This window comes from Rhizobium sp. 10N414 (assembly GCF_056394785.1).
In genome coordinates this window covers 1-20,617 of sequence record NZ_JBFTIN010000068.1, presented here as the reverse complement: position 1 = coordinate 20,617, position 20,617 = coordinate 1, and the positions used below count along the sequence as shown (strand labels likewise).

At 58.2% G+C, this 20,617-nt stretch carries 15 protein-coding genes, 4 pseudogenes and 1 riboswitch; of the genes and pseudogenes, 13 read left to right on the top strand and 6 right to left on the bottom strand.

Translation table 11 applies throughout. The features are described 5' to 3' along the window. The first annotated feature begins 96 nt into the window (after window positions 1-96). Window positions 97-1,479, top strand: a complete 1,383-nt coding sequence (locus AC1DE4_RS30610; RefSeq protein WP_477884630.1) for an IS1380 family transposase — start codon at window positions 97-99, stop codon at window positions 1,477-1,479. A 160-nt stretch (window positions 1,480-1,639) separates the two neighbouring features. On the opposite strand, the pseudogene AC1DE4_RS30605 reads toward AC1DE4_RS30610, so the two are convergent. Continuing rightward, window positions 1,640-1,976 (bottom strand): annotated as a pseudogene (locus tag AC1DE4_RS30605) (sugar-binding domain-containing protein); the annotation flags it as partial. Window positions 1,977-2,030: 54 nt separating this feature from the next. Next, window positions 2,031-2,175: riboswitch (FMN riboswitch) on the top strand. A gap of 114 nt (window positions 2,176-2,289) precedes the next feature. Between AC1DE4_RS30605 and ribB the strand changes: the two are divergent. The 5 genes from ribB (at window position 2,290) to AC1DE4_RS30580 (ending at window position 8,600) form a co-directional block, all read left to right on the top strand. Then, the gene (gene ribB, locus AC1DE4_RS30600) at window positions 2,290-2,916 is read left to right on the top strand and encodes a 3,4-dihydroxy-2-butanone-4-phosphate synthase (protein ID WP_477884629.1); all 627 of its coding nucleotides are present in this window, start codon (window positions 2,290-2,292) and stop codon (window positions 2,914-2,916) included. 541 nt (window positions 2,917-3,457) lie between these two features. Then, window positions 3,458-3,991, top strand: coding sequence for a hypothetical protein (locus AC1DE4_RS30595; protein WP_477884628.1), 534 nt, complete (start codon window positions 3,458-3,460; stop codon window positions 3,989-3,991). A 34-nt stretch (window positions 3,992-4,025) separates the two neighbouring features. Next, on the top strand, window positions 4,026-4,367 hold the full coding sequence (locus AC1DE4_RS30590; RefSeq protein ID WP_477884627.1) for a hypothetical protein: 342 nt from the start codon (window positions 4,026-4,028) through the stop codon (window positions 4,365-4,367). Between the two features lie 955 nt (window positions 4,368-5,322). Further along, entirely contained in the window at window positions 5,323-7,353 is a 2,031-nt protein-coding gene (gene tkt, locus AC1DE4_RS30585; protein ID WP_477884626.1) for a transketolase, read from the top strand. Between the two features lie 197 nt (window positions 7,354-7,550). Continuing rightward, window positions 7,551-8,600 (top strand): LLM class flavin-dependent oxidoreductase, encoded by a 1,050-nt coding sequence (locus tag AC1DE4_RS30580; protein ID WP_477884625.1) that lies wholly within the window; start codon window positions 7,551-7,553, stop codon window positions 8,598-8,600. 505 nt (window positions 8,601-9,105) lie between these two features. On the opposite strand, the gene AC1DE4_RS30575 is transcribed toward AC1DE4_RS30580, so the two are convergent. After that, window positions 9,106-9,744: a DUF1684 domain-containing protein gene (locus tag AC1DE4_RS30575; protein ID WP_477884631.1), complete on the bottom strand. Its 639-nt coding sequence runs from the start codon at window positions 9,742-9,744 to the stop codon at window positions 9,106-9,108. A gap of 208 nt (window positions 9,745-9,952) precedes the next feature. Here AC1DE4_RS30575 and AC1DE4_RS30570 point away from each other — a divergent pair. Next, a pseudogene (locus AC1DE4_RS30570) lies at window positions 9,953-10,204 on the top strand (oxidoreductase); the annotation flags it as partial. On the opposite strand, the gene AC1DE4_RS30565 reads toward AC1DE4_RS30570, so the two are convergent. Next, the gene (locus AC1DE4_RS30565; protein ID WP_477884624.1) at window positions 10,201-10,497 is read right to left on the bottom strand and encodes a DUF4242 domain-containing protein; all 297 of its coding nucleotides are present in this window, start codon (window positions 10,495-10,497) and stop codon (window positions 10,201-10,203) included. The pseudogene AC1DE4_RS30570 and the gene AC1DE4_RS30565 sit on opposite strands and share 4 nt — an antisense overlap. A 36-nt stretch (window positions 10,498-10,533) precedes the next feature. Between AC1DE4_RS30565 and AC1DE4_RS30560 the strand changes: the two genes are divergently transcribed. Both AC1DE4_RS30560 and AC1DE4_RS30555 read left to right on the top strand, forming a co-directional pair. Further along, window positions 10,534-11,913: a tetratricopeptide repeat protein gene (locus AC1DE4_RS30560; RefSeq protein WP_477884623.1), complete on the top strand. Its 1,380-nt coding sequence runs from the start codon at window positions 10,534-10,536 to the stop codon at window positions 11,911-11,913. A 286-nt stretch (window positions 11,914-12,199) separates the two neighbouring features. Beyond that, entirely contained in the window at window positions 12,200-13,186 is a 987-nt protein-coding gene (locus AC1DE4_RS30555) for an MBL fold metallo-hydrolase (protein ID WP_026372062.1), read from the top strand. A 396-nt stretch (window positions 13,187-13,582) separates the two neighbouring features. Here the strand turns inward: AC1DE4_RS30555 and AC1DE4_RS30550 are convergent, their stop codons facing one another. Continuing rightward, window positions 13,583-14,494 (bottom strand): ankyrin repeat domain-containing protein, encoded by a 912-nt coding sequence (locus AC1DE4_RS30550; RefSeq protein ID WP_477884622.1) that lies wholly within the window; start codon window positions 14,492-14,494, stop codon window positions 13,583-13,585. Window positions 14,495-14,591: 97 nt separating this feature from the next. Next, the gene (locus AC1DE4_RS30545; protein WP_477884621.1) at window positions 14,592-16,352 is read right to left on the bottom strand and encodes an adenylate/guanylate cyclase domain-containing protein; all 1,761 of its coding nucleotides are present in this window, start codon (window positions 16,350-16,352) and stop codon (window positions 14,592-14,594) included. Window positions 16,353-16,986: 634 nt separating this feature from the next. Between AC1DE4_RS30545 and AC1DE4_RS30540 the strand changes: the two genes are divergently transcribed. The 4 genes and pseudogenes from AC1DE4_RS30540 to AC1DE4_RS30525 all read left to right on the top strand — a co-directional run. Next, complete coding sequence (locus AC1DE4_RS30540) at window positions 16,987-17,247, top strand: CopG family ribbon-helix-helix protein (RefSeq protein ID WP_477884620.1); 261 nt, start codon at window positions 16,987-16,989, stop codon at window positions 17,245-17,247. Next, entirely contained in the window at window positions 17,244-17,534 is a 291-nt protein-coding gene (locus tag AC1DE4_RS30535) for a type II toxin-antitoxin system RelE/ParE family toxin (RefSeq protein ID WP_477884619.1), read from the top strand. The genes AC1DE4_RS30540 and AC1DE4_RS30535 overlap by 4 nt, the downstream gene beginning before the upstream one ends. 400 nt (window positions 17,535-17,934) lie before the next feature. Next, the gene (locus AC1DE4_RS30530; RefSeq protein WP_477884618.1) at window positions 17,935-19,077 is read left to right on the top strand and encodes an ISNCY family transposase; all 1,143 of its coding nucleotides are present in this window, start codon (window positions 17,935-17,937) and stop codon (window positions 19,075-19,077) included. Between the two features lie 359 nt (window positions 19,078-19,436). Then, window positions 19,437-20,204, top strand: a pseudogene (locus AC1DE4_RS30525) (ISNCY family transposase); the annotation flags it as partial. Here the strand turns inward: AC1DE4_RS30525 and AC1DE4_RS30520 are convergent. Continuing rightward, a pseudogene (locus AC1DE4_RS30520) lies at window positions 20,199-20,617 on the bottom strand (recombinase family protein); the annotation flags it as partial. The pseudogenes AC1DE4_RS30525 and AC1DE4_RS30520 overlap by 6 nt on opposite strands.

Sequence of the window (20,617 nt, the reverse complement as noted above, 5' to 3'; positions counted from 1 at the left end):
TAGCCTGAATCTCTCAAAGTAAAGGGTGCATCGGGCCCGCGAATCTGAGAAACTGCTTTTGCGACAAAGGCTTACCAGATTCGTTACGGAGGCCCGATGCAAACACACTGTATCTCCGCTCAGCTCGCATTTGAAGGCTTCGACGGTCACAAAGTTATCGCTGGTTTTGACGGCGGCGCGATCACCTCGGATGCCGGTGCGCTGCTGCTTCGCCACGTCGATGGGGCCATCGGGCTATTCGACCGGGTGGCCGGCTGCTTCGTTGATGGCCGCGATCCGAAGTGCACGGTCCACAGCATGCGCACGCTGGTCGGGCAGCGCATTGCGGCGATCGCGCTGGGCTACGAGGATGTCGACGATCACGACACGCTGCGCCACGACCCGGTACTTGCGCTGCTGTCGGAGCGGCTGACGCCGAAGCGACAAGACTGTGCGGTGCTTGCCGGCAAATCCACGTTGAACCGGCTGGAGCACGGCCGCCCCGGTGCGCCGACGCGCTATCATAAGATCGCCTATGACGCAGCGGCGCTGGAAGCGCTGTTCGTAGAGCTGTTCGTGGATGCACATGACAGGCCGCCGGAGGAGATCGTGCTCGATCTCGACGCCACCGACGATCCGCTGCACGGCCATCAGGAAGGGCGGTTCTTCCACGGCTATTATGACGGCTATTGCTATTTGCCGCTCTACATCTTCTGCGGCCGGCATCTGCTGGCGGCCAAGTTGCGGCGCTCCAATATCGACGCCAGCGCCGGCGCGGTCGAGGAGGTCGGGCGGATCGTCAAGCAGATCCGCGCGCGCTGGCCCAACGTCCGCATCATCCTGCGGGCCGATTCCGGCTTTGCCCGCGACGAACTGATGGACTGGTGCGAGGCAAACGGCGTCGACTATGTATTTGGCCTTGCCCGCAACAAGCGGTTGGAAAAGAAGATCGCCGAGGCCCTGGAGGAAGCGAGCTTTGCGGCCAAGGCAAGCGGCCAGGCTGCCCGCGTCTTCCGCGACTTCCTGTGGTCGACGAAGGACAGCTGGTCATGCCGACGGCGGGTGGTGGCCAAGGCCGAATGGACGGTGGCGGGGGCCAATCCGCGCTTCATCGTCACCTCGCTGGAACCGGAATACTGGGAGGCACAACCGCTTTACGAGGAGCTCTACTGCGCGCGCGGCGACATGGAGAACCGCATCAAGGAATGCCAGCTCGATCTCTATGCCGACCGCACCAGCGCCCACACCATGCTCGCCAATCAGTTGCGGCTCTGGTTTGCATCCTTGGCCTATGTGCTGATCTGTGCGCTACGCCGCCTCGGCCTCACCGGTAGCCGCCTTGCCGATGCCACCTGCGGCACGATCCGATTGAAGCTCTTGAAGATCGGCGCCCAGGTCCGCATCTCGGTCCGCCGCATCAAGGTCGCGATGGCTTCGGCCTGCCCCTATGCCGAGGAATTTGCCCTGGCTCACGCCCGAATATGCGCTGCGGCCCGATGATGCCGCCGGACCCGAGCCCTTCCCGCCAACGACAGAGGATACATCGCCGGCCCAAACAAAACGCCCCACATCGCGGCGACGACCGCGCGCGTCCCCGGTATCGACGCCACGCCACCCGACACCGCGCCCAATCAATACCAGAGGCGCTGTGAGAAAAGCGGGCTAGATCGGCGAGTTCCCGCGAAGAAAAGATGTTGCCAGATCGCGCGAGAAGCTCGGACGGCTCGACGGCGCCCGATGCCTACAATCGCGAGCGTTATGCTGCCGAAAAGGTCGATTGTCTCCCTGACGAACGGATCGGCTTGCATGAGCAGCTTTGCCTCCCGAGACGGTGTCACACCTTGTACGGGTAACAGCTTTGGTTTGGCGCCGGTCAAACGAGCAAGACGAGTCGTCAGCTGCGTCGCATGCGTTTGTACGGAGGGATCTCCCATGCCGCCGAGGGTTTGGATGACGTACTTTGACTGTGCACTCTTTTGCGGATGGATGTTCTCCACCGCAGTTTATCGCGACGTTCTCTTGCGGACTGATGTAGTGAATGTCTATGTTACGCATGTTCTCAGGGCGGGGTGTAATTCCCCACCGGCGGTATCGAGGCAACTCGGAGCCCGCGAGCGCCTTCGCGAAAGCGAAGGGTCAGCAGATCCGGTGAGATGCCGGAGCCGACGGTCATAGTCCGGATGGAAGAGAGCAACGCAGGGGTCGTCGTGTTTGACGACGACTTGTATCTTGTTCGCCCAAGGGAAAAATTGTGGCTGTTAAAGGCCATGCTCGCCGCTCACCGCGGCAACCCTTGAAAGGCAGAAGAGAATGGCAATTTCCAAGATTGATGATGCGATCGCCGCGATTGCCCGTGGCGAGATCGTCGTTGTTGTCGATGACCGCGACCGTGAAAACGAAGGGGATCTCGTGATTGCCTCCCAAGCAATCACTCCTCAATCCATCGCGTTCATGATGAACTACGCACGTGGCCTCATCTGCGTCGCGATGGAAGGCGAAAGGCTCGACGAACTCGATATTCCCCTGATGGTTTCGCGCAATACCGAAGTGCTCGAAACGGCGTTCACCGTGTCCGTGGACTATATCCCAGAAACAACAACCGGGATTTCTGCCGCCGATCGCGCAGCGACCGTTCGGGCCCTCGTCACTGACGGTTCTCGTCCCGAGGATTTTGCGCGTCCAGGACATATCTTCCCGCTGAGAGCCCGTCCAAACGGCGTTCTATCTCGTCCGGGCCACACGGAAGCGGCGGTTGACCTTGCCCGGCTTGCTGGTCTTTCACCATCCGGAGTGATCTGCGAAGTGGCAAACGACGACGGAACGATGGCTCGGCTACCCGAGCTGGAAGTGTTTGCTGAACGACACGGTCTCCACCTAATCACGATCGAAGATCTCATCGCGTATAGAACGTCCAGCCTGTCTTCTCAGGCCGCATGATTTTCGGAACTGCAAGCGCGATTTCCTGTGGGGAATCGCGCCGAAGCTAAAGATGGACGTCAGCCGACGGGCGGGTAGCAAAGTACGGCTGCGTGCGCCATGTCCGCCATCGGATAGCTTTTTAGGGGACGCTTCCGTTCCCGTTGGCCTTTAGGCGGCTAAAAACGCCCAAGTCTCGCACTGCCGCGGCTACTAAGGCTAAAACATCCAAGGGTGGGTCAGTCGCCGACACGTTTTCGGCCGCAGCGTTAGACATCGATGGCGAAATAACTGAGCTCAGATCTCAGTTGGCTCAAAAAGCGGACCAAATGATTTCGGTGTGGCCGGACCAGCATCCGACACGAGCTTGTTGTCGTCGTCTGAAAGATAAAGCCCCTTAGCGCCTGCTGCAGCAGCCCTTGCCGTGGCTTTCCGTTGCTGTCGAGTTCCGCAGAGAAAATCAGGGTGTCGGATTCTTTTGAACTATCCGCTCAAGACTCAAGCTTTACCGCCGCTTATGTTCACTATATGTTCTGCCTCGATATAGCGAGGTGGACGCGCAGTGAAAATCGATATCCGATTGCATCGAGATAAAATGCGCTTAGCGCAAACAAAGCTGGCTTCGTTGGCCGACGACCATCCTTTGCGGGAGAAATATTACCTCTGGATACAAGAACTCGATGACCTGATGGCCGGAAGCGAGTCCAGTTTCTATGAAAGTGACTCTCGGAAGCATAACGCCGTCGTTCAAGCCCAATCGAGGGGAGTGGATGATTGTGATGAAGTCCTTGATGAAGAAATAGATCGAAAGGGAATCAGTTTGCCTGTCGGCCCGGGAGTTGCTTGCAATGACAAGCGCCCAGTTCATTCTAGGCAGGCAGACCGGTTGAAATGCTCGGCGGGCGTTGACGAGCGAAGAAAAGAACTAATGGCCGAAAACCAATGGCTTCGTGACATGCTTGGGCGATATGGCAATTCGGTCGACGACGGGCGAAGGCAGCGCGCCGCATCCCCTAGCGGGGGGCAGCCGGCAAACGATGCCTCTGACGGGCCAGTTGTCGCGCTTATCGATAAACCACTATCGAATAAACGTTGAGTGCTCTACCATACGAAGCTCCAAGAAGCTTCGGTTGACCGAGATGACTTTGGAAAAGGGCAAAACCTACCACATCAATGGCAAAGGCAGGAAGCGGCAGGAGGCAACCCTACGTCAACGCCTTCGGCTCAAGTGGCTGCCTTTTGGAGACGGCGCCAAACCCGAGGCTATTGATCAATACGAGCAGTTTCTTGCTCTGGCGGATGATGAACAGCGCGTGTTTATGGCGACCCTCGACGCCGATGAAGCCGAACTTTGCAACGCATTGATGGCCGCCAGGGCGATGTATGTCGACCCCACCGGTCGTAAGGATGGAAGCATTACGGAAGCCAAGGTTGAGGCCCATCCCGAACGGTATCAATGGAAGCCGGAGTAAACGCGCCGCCTGCGCAAAGCGCGACATTACCGCCTACTATCGCTAGCCCTACTTCTTACCCTTGGTAGCTGCGGTCTTCTTTGGCTCAACGATAGCAGGGGTCGTCCCAGCCCATGCCAGTCCGTTGGCAAAGCTACTGCAGGCCTCAGGTGCGCCAACAAGGACGATCGCCGACAGAAGTTGCCCGTTCATCCTCTCCCGGGCTTGCCTGATGTCGGCTTCTTTAGCGCCCAGTGCGCATGCTCGCGCCAACTTGCTCTCGGCATCCGACCACATGGCTGCAAACTAGCCGTATCCGCCGAAGGCCGGACAGTTGCGGGCGACAGCTTCTGCGCCAGCGTAACGGTTCAGGTGCGCCTCCTCCATAGGCGAGGACGCAGGCGTGGTGGTCGCGCAAGCGGTCAGCGTAGTGGCTAGCAGCACCGCAACGTATGCGTTTTTCGTCGGAAGAAGTCTTGGGGTACAAGGGCTTGGAAACAGACATCACAAGGATCGGCCACGACTACGGTCCTGGTCTGGACTTCCGAACCAGCAAAGACGTCGAAGTCTTGGGTAAGCCTTTTGCAAAGTTTGCGGGGGCAGTCTCGCTACCTGTCAGGACCAGTGCGTCTCCACCTCATCCTGCCAAGCATTCAATCTTTACCGGAACGGCATGTGCGTGATGCTTAGCGTTCGCAAGCCGACGAGGTGAAATTTGCCTTCTGTGGCGGGTGCTCGGTCAAACTGAGAGGCGTCGCGTTGGTTGTGATGAGCAAGCCCGCGAAGATGCGTAAGTAAATTGAGAACGCTTTTCCAAGCGGCTGTTCCCGCAGCTTCCAGCTTTGACATTCCGGGGACAGCCAGTCCACCTTCTGATGTGTGACCCATAGTCGCTGACGCGTCACCATTCTGTCGCTCCTTCGTCCTCGCCCTATCTCCGAGCGAGATACTCGGTCCGAACTAGGAGATACCACCCATGCCCGATACGACCGCATCTGTTCCCGCGCCCAAAGACCCCCACCTCCGCAAGCTCGCCAACTGCATTCGGTTCCTTTCCATGGACGCGGTCCAGAGGGCCAAAAGCGGTCACCCCGGCATGCCAATGGGCATGGCAGACATCGCGGCCGTGCTTTTCTCTGAATTCATGAAGTTCGATAGCAAGGACCCATACTGGTACGACCGTGACCGGTTCCTGATCTCGAACGGTCATGGCTCGATGCTGCTCTACAGCCTTCTGTATCTGACCGGCTACGAGGATATGACCATCGATGAGATCAAGAATTTTCGCCAAATCGGTTCGCGAACAGCAGGGCACCCAGAATACCATCACGCGACAGGTATCGAAACGACGACCGGTCCACTGGGGCAGGGGCTGGCCAACGGGGTCGGCATAGCCCTGGCCGAGCGGATCATGAACGCAAAGTTCGGCGACGATCTTTCGAACCATTACACCTACGTCTTCCATGGCGACGGTTGCCTGATGGAAGGTATCAGCCAGGAAGCCATCGCGCTCGCAGGTCACCTGAAACTCGGGAAGCTCATCTATTTCTGGGATGACAACTCGATTTCCATCGACGGCGCGACCAGCCTCGCCGAGTCCGATGACCATCAGGCGCGTTTCCGTTCGGCCAACTGGCATGTCCTGCAGATCGACGGGCACGATACCGATGCTATCAGGGCAGCGATCATCGAGGCGCGGAAGGTCACCGACCGACCGTCGATGATCGCCTGCAAGACGATCATCGGTTTCGGCTTCCCGACAAAGGCCGGCACCCAGAAAGCGCACAGTGATGCGCCAGGGGAGGAAGAGATTGCGGGCGCAAGAAAGATCCTGAACTGGTCGCCGCCTCCGTTCGAGATCCCAGGTGACCTGCTTGAGGCGTGGCGCTCCATTGGCTCAAAGGGGCAAAACCAGCGGATGGCGTGGGCAGTGCGCGTCCAAACCGCGAACGAGGAAATCCGCACGGAGTTCGCGCGCCGGATGAAAGGTGAGTTGCCGCACGACTGGCGCAAGTCGATCGAGGCGGCCAAAAGTGAGTTGCTGGCAAGCGAGAAGGATATGGCCACTCGCCAAGCCAGTGGTACCGTCCTTAATCACTTGGCCGAGGCCGTACCGGAGCTGATCGGTGGTTCAGCCGATCTGACGCCGTCCAACAACACGAAAGCCAAGTCCCAGGTCGAGATCGCCCCCGGTCAGTATGCGGGCTCCTACATCCATTATGGCGCCCGCGAGCATGGTATGGCCGCCACGATCAATGGCATCGCCCTTCACGGGGGATTGATTCCGTACGGCGGCACGTTCCTGACGTTCTCTGATTACGCGCGACCTGCCATTCGCCTTGCCGCCATGATGGAAATCCGCTCGATCTTTGTGATGACGCACGATTCTATCGGCCTGGGCGAAGATGGGCCGACCCATCAGCCAGTCGAGCATCTGTCCGCACTTCGGGCAATCCCAGGGCTCGCTGTTTACCGTCCGGGTGATCCGATTGAAACGGCAGAATGCTGGGAAGCAATTCTCGACGCTCCCCGCAGAGCTGCTCTCATCGCACTGTCCCGGCAGCCAATGCCATTGCTGCGCAGGGACCCTGGAAGCGAAAACCTGTCAGCCAAAGGCGGGTACGTGCTGCTGGAAGCCGAAGGCGGCGAGCGTCAGCTGACTATCATGGCGACCGGCTCAGAACTCCATCTGGCAGTCCAAGCTCGGGATCGGTTGCAGGCCGGAGGTATTCGGACCGCCGTCGTCTCGATGCCATGCCGACTATTGTTCGAGGCTCAGGCGCCCGAGTACAAGAGGAAGGTACTCGGCGCGGGATCTGCGAGGGTCGCTGTAGAGGCTGCCGTCCAGGACAGCTGGGACCGATATCTCGGGTTCAATGGTCGGTTCGTGGGTATGCATAGTTTCGGCGCATCCGGAAAGATCGATGACGTCTACAACAAGTTCGGCATCACAGTGGATGCCGTGGTCAAAGCCAGCGGGGAAGCCCTGGCCGCCGGTTCTGCTTGACGAGGCTACTCACGTTGATCGTGTGCCCCAAGGTGCTCGTCCCATCTTGGGGACCCCGCATATCTTCTAACTCTTCGATGATAACGATCTAGTTTTTCGCCATTCCGCTTTACTAGGCGGCACCCCAACTAAGATCCCAAAATCCAAACGATTGGGCGTCGACGGTTACCGTCGGCTTGGCCCGTGGGACAACAAGCATGACAAAGTCAAATGTAGAATTCGGCGTCGATACCTTTGGGGACGTAACACACGACGCCAACGGCCAGCCTGAAACGTATGCTCAGGTCATCCGGAATGTCATCAAGGAGGCCGTGGCAGCCGACCAGGTTGGGATCGATTTCTTCGGGATTGGCGAACACCATCGCGAGGATTTCGCGGTATCCAGCCCGGAAACTGTCCTTGCGGCCGTTGCGACGGTGACAGATAGGATCAAGCTGGGTTCGGCCGTCACGGTGCTGAGTTCGGACGACCCCGTGCGCGTTTATCAGCGGTTCGCAACTGTCGACGCAGCGTCCAACGGCCGCGCAGAGGTCATCCTGGGCAGGGGGTCTTTCACTGAGTCTTTCCCACTCTTTGGATATTCGTTGTCCGACTACGACAAGCTGTTTGAGGAGAAGGTCGAGCTTTTCGCCCAGCTCCTTGAGCAGAAGCCAGTTAGCTGGACGGGGATGACGCGGCCGCCTTTGAATGGTCAGCGCGTGTTTCCCCTTGTCGAGAAAGGCCCGCTGAAGACGTGGCTTGGCGTTGGCGGAAGCCCAGATTCCGTCATTCGTGCCGCGCAGTATGGACTTCCGATGATGCTAGCCATCATCGGCGGGAGCCCTTATCGTTTCAAGCCATTCGTCGATCTATATCGTAACGCCAATGAGCAGCTAAAGCATCCGGCAATTCCCGTTGGTGTTCATTCTCCGGGCTATATCGCCGAGACCGATGCCGCTGCAAAAGCGGAGTTCTGGCCGCACTTCCGCGCCATGCGAGATCGTATTGGCCGTGAACGGGGCTGGGGTCCTGTCAGCGAGAGAGACTACGAAGCCGAAATCGATCAGGGCTCGCTGTATGTCGGCTCACCGGAGAGCGTCGCCGCAAAGCTTGCGCCGGTTATCGAGAACCTTGGCATTCAGAGGTTCCAGCTGAAATACAGCATCGGAACGATGCCGCATGAGAAATTGGTCCAGAGCATCAGGCTATTCGGGGAAGAAGTGGTTCCAAGGGTGAAAACTACACTTGCCAAGGAAGTGGCAGCGTAGCCCCCAAGAGCCGGGGTCGATCGCTTCCGAGAAAGCTCTCGCCGCTCTCGTTTGCCAGTGTGGGTGAGGTTAGGGGCAGGCTGGAACTCCAGCTTGCCTCTTCCCCTTGGGGGAAACAAAAAACACCGTTCCGGCGGTCAATTCGTGGGATAACTGAGGCGAGGGACCTCCAATCAGCAGTCCTTGTCGTCGGGTTCTACGTCAACTGCCTCGGGCTCACCACGGATTGTGAAATCGATAAGCTCGATTGGTACGTTTCCTCCAATCTGGAGCCATAGTTCCACCATGGTCGTGATCTCGTAAAGCGCGCTGCCCCTCGGGATACAAACTCATCAGTTAACGAAGACGTTCTCCTGCAGTCTCGCCTCAAACCGGATCATACCGTTCATTGGCGTTGCGCGTGAAAGATCTCTGTCACAACGGTATTATTCGGAACGGAAATACGCGCACGGCGACGCCTTCTGAATGCCCGGCTACGGAGATTCAAGGCCTCTGAACTCGGCGTTTATCGTTTCGAGACAGGTAGCCGTTCACCGGCTCTCACCGCGCCTTTCAGTCGATTGTCCGATGGCGCTAATGGACAGACATAGCGGGATGAATAGGCGCACGAAGGAAAATAGGAGAAATTGAAATCGAGTATCAATGCGCCGTCTGGACGGACAACTCCGAGATCCGCTCCCTTGATGGTGTCGAAGAGATATCGGCCACCGCCATATGTCTCGGTCCCTGAGGTCGCGTCGACAAACGGCAGGAACACGCCACCGCCGTACCCCTCAATCCAGTAAAGGGTTAATTCGCCGCCCAATCTGGCCTCCAGCCCCGATGTACGAGAGAACGCATGCATCGACAGGTCACCATCCACTCCAGTTGCGACGGTTATCCGGTCCGGCGTGACTGCGACAAGCTGTACCGTCAAGCGCAACGAGGGATCATAAGAAAATGTCGTCGGCCCTTCGAACGTCTTGCGGTCCGCCAATTCGATTGGCGACTGAGGATGGTCGCGAAACAGGGTCGAACGGGTGTCGCACCAAAGCCTCCAGGCAGCAACCACGTCCGGGCCAGAACGTACCTCGTAGTAGAGATTTGCGATCTTCTCGCGCCATTCCCACAGGTATTGTGTCTCGTTCAAATCATATCCTCCCATGCCGGAAACTTCGCCGCTCTCGCCATCGAAACGCTCGCCCAATCATCGCGGCGTAACTTTAAGCAATCACGCACTGATCCGAAAGATGCGGTCTAAACACCGCCTACAAACGAAAGTCTGTGCAGAAATTTTCTTCAACGATCGGGGCGCTGGCGATCCCATCGGGTTCAGCCACGGCTGGCCGCTGAGTTCGGACGCCTGGGAAGATCAGGTTCCGCTTGCACGGGCCATCAAGAATGAGATCAAGATCCCGGTTGTCGCCGTAGGGTTGACCGAGCCTGCTCAGGCTGAGGAGATTGTGTCTACCGGAGACGCGGATCTCATCGCAATAGCAAGAGCCGCGCTCTACGACCCTCGTTGGCCTTGGCACGCGGCAGCCGTTCTTGGAGGGCAGGTGTCGGCGCCTCCGCAATATCTCAGATCTCAGCCCTCACAGTACAAAAATCTGTTTCGATCCTAAAGCATCCGCCTATGCGCACTAGTGAAGTCCTCCGCCGCGATGTGCCTCACCTCAGTAATTCGGACCAAGGGTATTTCAGCGAGCCTGTTCGCTTCCTCGACGTCACGCTTTGTCGGCGCGTCGAAGAGACAGAAGGATCTTTCCTCCGATGGAACGAACGTCGAACGTAGATAGCGCACTGGCGTTCCTTGGTCGGTCATTTCGGCCGTGACCTTTTTTGCTCGGGAAGCTGCTGCGCCAAGCTGTTCCGGAGTAATGCCAGGCAGATGTCTTTCAACCATATACTGTGGCATGATGGAAACCTCACAGGTGGTTCTGGCAAGTGAATCATGGACATCTACTTCGCCGCCGTTTTCACCGATCTAGTCAGGCATTCGGTTGTCTGGAACAGAGTCTCGCGTGACGCGGTAACAAACGTCATCACCGAGTATCGGTATCTGTCCCAGACTCTCGCCAGCCAGTATGGGAGGCGGCATGAGAACTTTACAGGGGACGGCCATCTTTTTCTATTCGAATGCGCCGACGTCGCAGTCCACTTTGGATTGAAACTCATTGCGTTCTGGAAACAGCGTCGGAGATATTTGACGAAAGACAGCGCCGACGACCTTCCGATCCGGGTCGGCTGCCATTTCGGCGAATGTTCGCGCATCGAAGACAGCGATGCGTGGATCGGCCGCTTCCTCAATATAGCCAAACGTGTTGAATCATGTGCCTCCCCCGACTCGCTGTTCGTCACCCAGACCATTCTAGACCTGATTGACCTGCCTGCGTACGAGTTTGAGGAGGCGGAGACTTGCGAGTTGAAGGGCGACTTCCTGCCGAGGCGACAGCTCTATCGTCTTATCTCGATCGACCACACGGCGCTTGCTGCGAGGCCTGAGGATCGGATGACGGCCGAAGATTGGTTCCTCACGGGGGTCGGGCAGCAACGGGTCGGCGAGGGCAATTCCACGGAAGTTGAACGCCGATGCTATGAGCGGGCGCTGGAGCTTCGCGCGAACTATCCCGAAGCTCACAACAACCTCGGGGTACTGCTGAAATCATCTGGTGATCAACTTGGTGCCGCTGAACAGTACAACGCCGCACTCCGGTTGTGGCCTCGCTATCCCGAAGCACACTACAACTTCGCGATTCTGCTCGAAGAGGGGGGCGATCTCGATCAGGCAGAGATACACTACAGAGACGCGATAAAATTTCGACCGGAATATGTCGACGCGTGGTTGCGCCTTGCTGGCCTTTTCGAGCGCAGCAACGACCGGATCGAAGCTGAACGCCATTACGAAGCGGTACTTCAGCTTCGCCCCGGCTTTGCGGAAGCCCACAACAACTACGCTATTTTCCTCGAAGCAGGAGGCAATACGGCAAGGGCTGACCATCACTATCAAGCGGCGCTCAAAGCGTCACCCGAATCTCCGGAAGCTCATTTCAACTATGCCATGTTTCTCGAAAGCCGAGATCGTGTGCAAGCAGAAGCGCATTACCGGGCGGCGATTCGGGCACGCGCGAACTATGTCGAGGCACTCAATAACCTGGCGATCCTTCTCCAAGAAAACGGCGATGTCGCTGGTGCCGAAACCTACTATCTCGCCGCTCTGCGACATCGGCCGGGCGACAGGAACACGCTTTACAATCTGGCTACCCTTGCAAAGGTTGCCGGGGACAACCTTGCAGCGGACAGCTATCACGAGCAGGCATCAAAGACCGTGTGACCATAATCGGGATCGGTTCAGATAACGCGAAAGGCCGCCGGTGCATCACAGCCTTGACGATGCAAACAGCCCTTATGGTGCCAGGCGACGAGGTTCGATTGTGGTTCTTCTCTAAGCATCGTTAGGCAAGTGGCCCCTGTTTCGGTCCCTGGTGTTGAGCGCGAGAAGGCCCGCGCCGGCGTCATCGCGGGCGTGACGCCTTGTTTGGGGGACCGCGCATTCGGTGATAGAATCGCAGTCAGGTTGGTAACCAGTCCCACAGACATTTCGAGGCACGGAGGGTCTGATGAACGGGCTAATGGCGGTTGACAGCGTCGAGGTTCGGGTTCTTGTCGACAATCTCACAGACAATCTTTCCACGGTGCCTTCATTTGTGGAGACGGAGATCGCGGCCATAGAGCGGCGGCGTCGTGGGATGTGGATCATGGGCGGCAAATGCCTATGTTGCGCGGCCCACGGTCTGGCTTGTCTCGTTACCATTCATCAAGGAGGCGTCACGAGAACAATACTATTCGACACCGGTCCCGAAGACCGCGTCCTCGAGCAGAACGTCGCGCGGCTTGGCGTCGAGCTTGGGCGTGTTGAGGCAATTGTTCTATCGCACGGCCACTGGGATCATTGCGGAGCGATGCTTTGTGCCTTGCAACTCATCCGGGACCGCAATGGGGGCAATCCGGTCGCCTGCTACGTCCATCCGGACATGTTCGGGAAACGTGCCCTCAAGCGGCAAGATGGGTCGTTGCGCCTCATGGAAGACGTGGCCAGCTTGGAAGAACTTGCCTCCTTCGGCGCTGCCACGGTCAATACGAGGGAGCCGCAGCTGTTATTGGAAGGATCGGCTTACGTGAGCGGCGAGATACACCGCGTGACCGCTTTCGAACGGGGATTTCCCGGCCAATATCGGCAGTCAACGGACGGCAGCGAATGGGTGCAGGACGAGCTGATGATGGATGAGCGCTTCCTGGCCGTGAACGTTACCGGGAAAGGCCTGGTCATTTTCAGCGCCTGCTCACATGCGGGCGTGATCAATGTACTGACGCACGCAAAGTCGAGCCTTCCCGGTGTGCCGCTCCATGCCGTCGTGGGCGGGCTGCATCTTGTCGGACAGAACGAGCGGATCATCCCGGCAACCGTCGAAGCGTTGGCGTCGTTCGACCTTGCCACCATCGCTGCGGGCCATTGCACCGGGTGGCGAGCCATGAACGCGCTGGCGAACGCTTTTGGCGACAGCAAGATCGTACCATTGTCTGTTGGAAAGCGGATCTCGTTTTGATGCGGTAGCCGTGGCGCCTCAGCGCATGCCCGCGAGCAATAGTCCGTCGGGGCGAAGATGCAAACGGACTTTCGAGATAGCGAGCGAAGGTTTACCATCTGATGCAGGGCAATTTCGCGCTCTACGGCGTTGATAGTCTGACACATCCGAACGGGTCCGCCAAGCACTGCGTGTGACGCCGCTTCCAAATTCGCGCGCCAATAGGCTGCTGGTGTTGAGCTCGTCCTAATTGAGAGCAGCACCCGGAGCCGCCGTGAACTTCGTCGACCAAATGATGGCGGTAGAAGCGTATGAAAACGGGGATTGTACCGCGTACGATAGGTTCGACTTACAGACGGCTTGGAGAAATTCGAAGACCCTCAAGCCGCCTTATCTCTCCTCTCCAATCGACGCCGTTCAGGGCAGCGGAACGGGCGAGTCGCTGAGCGTTCTCAAATAGGCGATCACGTTTAGCCGATCCGCTTCGTCGGGTGCGCCACCGACGTCCATATCTACCCCCGGCGTTGTGAGCGTAGGACCGGCGATGAAGATGTTGAGGTCCTCGTATGTCCAGGAACCTGACCAGCCTCTCAGCGTCTTGGAGTAGCCGCCGAACGGCGTCGAGGCCTTCTTGCGTCCTACGACATTCCACAGGTTCGGGCCCCTTCTTGGCGGGTCCTTCACGCCAGTGACATGGCAATTGGCGCAATTGGAGGCGAAGAAGGCTGCCCCTTTGATCGGATCACCGTTCGCCAGTTTCGCTGAAATCGGCTGGGGTTTCTGAACAATGACGCCGTTGTTCAGGAGGTAGTCGGCAATCTCCGCATGATCGTCATGTTTCGCGAGGTGGTAAGGCGTTATGATAGAGGGATTGCGCTTGGGATCACCCCGCACCCAGATGGCGTTGACGTCTGCGCCCGCTTCAACGAGCGCCTTGACGCAGTCGAGGCAGTTACTGGCGACCGCGAAATGTAACATCCGCTCGCCACGCGCGGCGGCATTGGGGTCGGCGCCATTCGCAACCAGCAACCGGACGAGGCCCGGAGACGCCGTCAAGACGGCAGCGGTAAGAGGCAATCCAAGTGCGGACTCCTTGTTCACGTCGGCCCCGCGCTTGATCAGAATTTCTGCTGCATCGGCATGGCCGCTACGCACCGCGACAACGAGAGGCGTGGCTCCTTTATCCTGTTCCTCAATGTCTGTTCCAGCATCCAGCAATGCCGCGAGCGCGACCAAATCACCGCTCTTGGCGGCATCGTGAAGCGGACCGCCGTAGGACATCGCAAGAGTGCTGAAGTAGATCGCCACGCTTCCTATCAGCCCGCGCATGGGTCCCTCCCCAGGCTAATTTTTTGGCGGAAAAATTATAAACCTGATCCTTTCCGGGGTACAGCAAGAAGCGATTTGCAACGCCAACGTCGTGGCCTCATTCGCCTCGGCACATGCCAGCGAGCAGCAGTCCTTCCAGGATTGGCTCAATCCGACCCGGAATTTTGGCGGCTTGACCTTCGCGTATGCTGGCGACAGAGATCGTGGGTGAAATAGCGAGCAAACTGGCGAGATGTCTTCGGGCCTCGTCAATGCGACCGAGCCGTGCATTGGCCGCGATTAGCATCCAAAAACATGGACCGTAGTGTTGATTGGCCGCCAGCGACTTGCCCGCCCAGACCAGTGCTTGCTCCAGATTGCCGCGCACCAACTCGGCGTGGGCGAGGCCGGTCAAGCTCCAGTGCGACCCCATCCCGGTTGCACTGAGCCGCTCAGCACGAAGGAAGTATGCGCTTGCTTCGTCGAGGCTACCGCAGAGAAGATTGGCAACACCCGCGACATTCACCACATCCAAGTTGTTTGGATTCATGGCGACGGCCCGTTGGACAAGTTCGACCCCCCGATCGTATTCTCGTAAATACTGGATAAGAGCGTTGCCGCACGTGGCCACTACTGTCGCGTCGCCATTGCCCGTGGACAGGGCACGTTCGATAAAGTTCATACACAGTGCCCGGTCATCGGCAGCGCTGGGAAAGTTCCATCCCAAAACGGCGCGCTGCATCAGTAGTATGACGCCAAAGGCGAGGTAGGTCGCATTGCTTGGCTCGATTTCGATCGCCTTTTGTATCAACGAGAGCCCAACGGTATTCCTATCCGGTTCGCTAGCATGCAGGTTCTCTAGCGCTTGAAGGTACATATCGTATGCCTCGGCGCTGCCCGGGCGCTCTCTCCGGGAACGGGCAATTTCCGCGCTTTTGATGTGTGGTTCGACGATGGCGACCACGCTTTCCGTAATGTGATCCTGGAAGTCAAAAACATCCTCGGCCGAGCCATCATAGTGCTCGGCCCAGAGGTGTGCGCCGGTTCTTCCCTCGACGAGTTGCGCGGTGATACGCAGCCGTGTGCCGGCTTTCCGAATGCTGCCCTCAAGGACGTAACGGACACCAAGTTCACGAGCCGCCTGGCGGACGTCTGCGCGGTCCTTGTAGATGAAGGAGGAATTTCGAGCGATTACAGCGAAGGATCGAAAGCGACTGAGCGCCGTTATTATGTCCTCCACGACGCCGTCCGCGAAGTATTCCTGCGCTAACTCTCCGCTCATGTTCTGAAACGGCAGCACCGCCAAGGCTGGGCACATGTTTTCCGCCTGCGCGGCCTTGGGGATAGCGTTCCCGGATGTAGGTCGCTGCCACTTCCAGATGTGAATCGGACGGTCAATGTTCTTCAATTGAACCTGGCCGCCGTCGTTGAACAACACATTGATCCGACCGACGATGCTTTCCTTCACGAGTGAGCTGATGCAAATTCCGCCAGGTTCGGCCAGGGACTCCAATCGGGCGGCAATGTTGACACCGTCACCATAGACATCGCCGTTCTCAAGTATGACGTCGCCGAGGTTAACGCCAATCCGTAGAACGATCGCAGACAGGGAATTATCAGCTTCGGGAGCGACGTCGTCCTGTAACGCCAGCGCGCAAGTAACCGCATCGACAACGCTGTCAAATTGGACGAGCGCCCCATCCCCCATCCGCTTCACAAGGCGGCCCTTGTTGTTCGCGACGGCCGGATCAAAGACGGATCGTCGGTGATGCCTCAGGGCGACCAGGGTGGCGGCTTCGTCGGCTGCCATCATGCGAGAGTAACCAACGACGTCCGCCGCGAGTATCGCCGCCAGTCTTCGTTCGATATGATCCCGCATAGTGTTTCTCCCAGCGAGAGATCATAATGGTCCGCGGGGCACGATCCAAGCCGTTTTCGCTTTCTGGCGGCATCAGAGCGGGCACAACCTCAGATAGGTCTTTACCTTCGGTGTGGGGGCTCCGCGAAAGTTAGGAGGCGGGGCGGCGGCTATAGTCGGAACTAGAATCACATTGAGTAACCATCTCGCGCTAGCTTGGGTCTTGAACAATCGCCTGGTCACGTTCCGCACGTCTTAATCCAGTTCCAAAGAGTGCGGTTTCGCCAATGAAGCTGGGTGAGCGAGCGAAGGCGATACCTTATTCGGCATAGACTTCCGACCACCGGAGTTCGAACCTGCTGTTGCACCTCTTTTGTAGCCTATTGTCGCTTTTTGTCCGAGAAGAAGCTGCAACATCTTTGCCAGTGTTGCAGCGGCGAGAGAGCCAAGTGTTGCTTTTTATACCTCGCTGAACTGGGGGCAGCCTGCCTCTCTAGGCTCGCGCATGCGAGGCCGGTCACGCGCAGGTCGTCGCCGAAGTGCTGACAGGACGCCGATGCGATGGCTGTCATCAGGGGAACGCCAGCCAAGCCTTGACCCCCAACCGGCATGCCGTACTATAGTGTGTACATGTAAACACAACGGAGAGTGTAGCATGAGTGCGACGATGACGATCCGTGTTTCGGAAGACACCTTGGCCAAGCTGACAAAGATCGCCGAAGGGACGAAGCGCAGCAAATCCTTCCTCGCGGGAGAGGCGGTCTCGGCCTATGTCGAGCGCGAGCTTGCCATTATTGAAGGCATCCAGCGCGGGCTGGCCGACGGGAAGGCTGGCCGCGTCGTCCCGCACGAGCAAGCGATAGCTGAAGCCCGCCAGATAATTGCGGAAGCACGGCGCAAGAAAGCGCAAGGATGAGGAGAGTTGTCTGGTCGGCTGACGCGCACCGCGACTATCTCGACATCCTCGCCTACATCGCCGACGATAATCCGGATGCAGCCGAGCGGGTCGTTGACGCCGTCGAGGACGCGGGCAACAGGCTCAGTGAGTTCGCCACCGGCAGGCCGGGGCGCGTGACTGGCACTTACGAGAAGGTAGTGACGGGCTTGCCTTACGTCATCGCTTACGCGCTCACGGACGAGGCAGTAGTGATCATCCGGGTCATCCATGCCGCTCGCGACTGGCAGGAGGAGGAGTGGCCGTAACCTCAGAAGGGATGCCAGATGCCTGATCCCGACGACAATGGACATCCGCGAACGAACGCTGTGTTGCTTTTTGGAACCGCGCACGAACCGGCGCTGATCAAACCAGCCGTCGCTGGCGCCAACGATGTCGAACTGAGATTATGTTGCGGTGCAGGTGAAAGGACGCGCTACACTTCAGTGTAGCGCGAGAACGCAACAGCTAAATGACCGTTCACGCCGGTTTCGGACGATTGTCCTAAAAGGTCATTAGAGCCGAAAAAGCAAAAGCTTCAAAATCGCTCGGGTGTTCCATAAGATAGATTATCTGATTGTGGGGTGTAGCCGCAAAGTTAGAATGTCCTGTTTCTGCAAAGTAAAAATGTCACTCTCTCCGCGGTTTTGATGACGGCGGAGATTGCAGATGGGATTGATTGCGATGAGCGAGCGTGATCTGCAGCGGATCGAGATTTTGTCGAAGGTGATCGACGGCCGGATGACCCTGGTGTCGGCGGCGCATGTGCTTGATCTGAGCACCCGCCAGGTCCGTCGGCTTCTGCAACGGATGTGCACGGACGGCGCGGCGTCGATCCGGCACAAGGCGATTGGCCGACCGTCGAACAACCGGATCAGCGACGGCGTTCGCGATTATGCGGTAACGCTGGTTGGCGAGCGCTATGCGGGTTTCGGGCCGACCTTGGCGACAGAGAAGTTGACTGAGCGCGATGGCTTGCGTGTGTCACGCGAGACGGTGCGCGGCTGGATGGTCGATGCTGGACTATGGTTGTCGCGCAAGCAGCGGCGGGCGTTTCATCAACCACGATTGCGGCGCGAGGCTTATGGCGAGCTGGTGCAGATCGACGGGTCCGAGCATCGCTGGTTCGAGGATCGCGGACCGCCGTGCTCGCTGCTGGTGTTCGTCGATGATGCGACCGGCAAGCTGATGCAGCTGCGCTTCGTGCGTTCCGAAAGCACCTTCAGCTATTTCGAGGCGCTCGAGCTTTACCTGAAGGATCACGGTGCTCCGATCGCCTTTTATTCCGACAAGCATACGGTGTTCCGGGTCCCTAAAAAGGATGCCAAGGGTGGCCAGGGCATGACCCAGTTCGGGCGTGCGCTTTGCGAGCTAAATATCGAGATTCTTTGCGCACGCGAGCAGCGCTATGTCGGTGCGCAGCTGACGTTCTCGTTCGAGCGCAAGCGGATCATGCTGGAGGAGACAGAGGTGACGCGTGGTTTGGTCGGTCGCTATGTCGAGACCTATGCCTATGCGGACGGTCGGCTGGATGTGCGTTGGAAAGGCTATTGCCTGCCCTAYYMGGTGTTCGACAAGGATCAGCGGGTGACGCATGCGGCGATTRCCGAGAACAAGCGGCTGGGTGAACTCCTAGCCTATATCAAGGAGCGTCAGGACCAGCAGGAACAGCCGGYCGTGAAGAGCAACAGTGACAAAAATGGCTATAAGCCGAGGGGTCGCAAGCCCGGAAGGCGCACGGATTACATGAACGATCCGGCGGTGATTGCGCGACGTGAGACGGCTCTGTTGCGGCAGCAAGCTGCCGAGTGACGGGTCGATTGGATCGTCTCAAAGCTAAAGCCGAAGGGGTGYGTCYCACCCGCCCCCTCCCTTCCCTTGCAACCYGGCCMAGCCGGTCCGGTCGGGGGCTTGCCTCAGTGCAAGTGGACATGGTGAGTGTCGCATTTCTAAATGGCTGAAGACCCGCCCAAGGTGACATTTCTACTTTGCAAATCGGCGGACATTTCAACCTTGCCGCCACATGGGGTGTAGAGGCTATTTAGTAATGCGACAGTTGGGCCAGTTAGAGATGCGACAGTCTCGCCTCTCGACGCACTGGTCAAAGCCAACGTTGGGAGCAAGGATGACGATCTTCAGCCTGGTCGAGACCATGAGCGGTCGGAGTCGTCATGTCCTGTTTGATCACCATGTCGCAGAAAGAGTTGCATCGCCTTGAACTTATCCAGAAGATCCGTGACGAACGCCTGAGCGTCGTCCAGGCTGCCGAACGGCTCGACCTCAGTCGAAGCCAGGTGCATCGGCTGCTGCAGGCCTATGACCGGGATGGTCCGGCCGGTCTTGTTTCCAGGAAGCGATCGCGTCCGAGCAACCGGCGCCACAGCGAGGAGTTTCGCAATGCGGCGCTGGATCTGATTCGCGAACGCTATCTTGATTTCGGTCCGACGCTGGCGCGCGAGAAGCTGATCGAGCTGCATCATATCTCTGTCGCCAAGGAGACGCTGCGGCAATGGATGACCGAGGCTGGTATCTGGGTATCACGCCGGGAACGCAAGAAGCGGGTTTTCCAGCCACGCGGCCGACGTGATTGCTTTGGCGAACTGGTGCAGATCGATGGCTCGCATCACTGGTGGTTCGAGAACCGTGGGCCCAAATGCGCCCTGCTCGTCTATATCGATGACGCGACCGGCAAGCTGCTGCATCTACGGTTTGCCGGATCGGAGAACACGTTCGACTATCTGCACGCGACCAAGGCCTATCTGCAGCAATGGGGCAAACCGCTGGCCTTCTACAGTGACAAGCATGGTGTTTTCCGCTCCACGCATGCGTCGGAGAAGGACCGCACGAGCGGCCTGACGCAATTCGGCCGGGCGCTTTATGAGCTCAACATCGATATCATCTGCGCCAACACCCCTCAGGCCAAGGAGCAGACATCACGATGCACCTTGTTGGGTTTGTTGAGCGTCAATTAGCCGGGGCTGACGGCCACCATAGCGACCGCCGACGCCTTTTGCGAGTCTGACGTTGCCCGGTGGCTCATACAGGTACCGGTGGTTGGTAGCGTAGCGGTGGCGCTTTAGAACACCAGCGCGTCCGAGTTGGTGGACGGTTGTGGCGCTGACGCCAAGTTGACGAGCCACTTCCTCGCCAGTTAGCATGCCGCTCTCGCGCAACCGTTCGAACCGGGTCTTCAAGCCGTAGGCTCGACGAACGATCATGACCTTCTTCAACGTAAAGGGCTCACCGCGCCAATTGCGATGCCCCAGTGCGTTGAGACGACTGGCAATCTGCTGGTCGTTGTCGGTCTCCAGCAGTTCGTTGATCAACGCTACGACTGCTTCCGGGGTCTTGC

Coding starts and splice junctions, on each gene's coding strand:
- AC1DE4_RS30535 (WP_477884619.1), top strand. CDS start 17,244: ATGAGGAGAGTTGTCTGGTCGGCTGACGCGCACCGCGACTATCTCGAC.
- ribB (WP_477884629.1), top strand. CDS start 2,290: ATGGCAATTTCCAAGATTGATGATGCGATCGCCGCGATTGCCCGTGGC.
- AC1DE4_RS30540 (WP_477884620.1), top strand. CDS start 16,987: ATGAGTGCGACGATGACGATCCGTGTTTCGGAAGACACCTTGGCCAAG.
- AC1DE4_RS30550 (WP_477884622.1), bottom strand. CDS start 14,494: ATGCGCGGGCTGATAGGAAGCGTGGCGATCTACTTCAGCACTCTTGCG.
- AC1DE4_RS30560 (WP_477884623.1), top strand. CDS start 10,534: ATGGACATCTACTTCGCCGCCGTTTTCACCGATCTAGTCAGGCATTCG.
- AC1DE4_RS30580 (WP_477884625.1), top strand. CDS start 7,551: ATGACAAAGTCAAATGTAGAATTCGGCGTCGATACCTTTGGGGACGTA.
- AC1DE4_RS30575 (WP_477884631.1), bottom strand. CDS start 9,744: ATGGGAGGATATGATTTGAACGAGACACAATACCTGTGGGAATGGCGC.
- AC1DE4_RS30555 (WP_026372062.1), top strand. CDS start 12,200: ATGAACGGGCTAATGGCGGTTGACAGCGTCGAGGTTCGGGTTCTTGTC.
- AC1DE4_RS30545 (WP_477884621.1), bottom strand. CDS start 16,352: ATGCGGGATCATATCGAACGAAGACTGGCGGCGATACTCGCGGCGGAC.
- AC1DE4_RS30610 (WP_477884630.1), top strand. CDS start 97: ATGCAAACACACTGTATCTCCGCTCAGCTCGCATTTGAAGGCTTCGAC.
- AC1DE4_RS30565 (WP_477884624.1), bottom strand. CDS start 10,497: ATGCCACAGTATATGGTTGAAAGACATCTGCCTGGCATTACTCCGGAA.
- tkt (WP_477884626.1), top strand. CDS start 5,323: ATGCCCGATACGACCGCATCTGTTCCCGCGCCCAAAGACCCCCACCTC.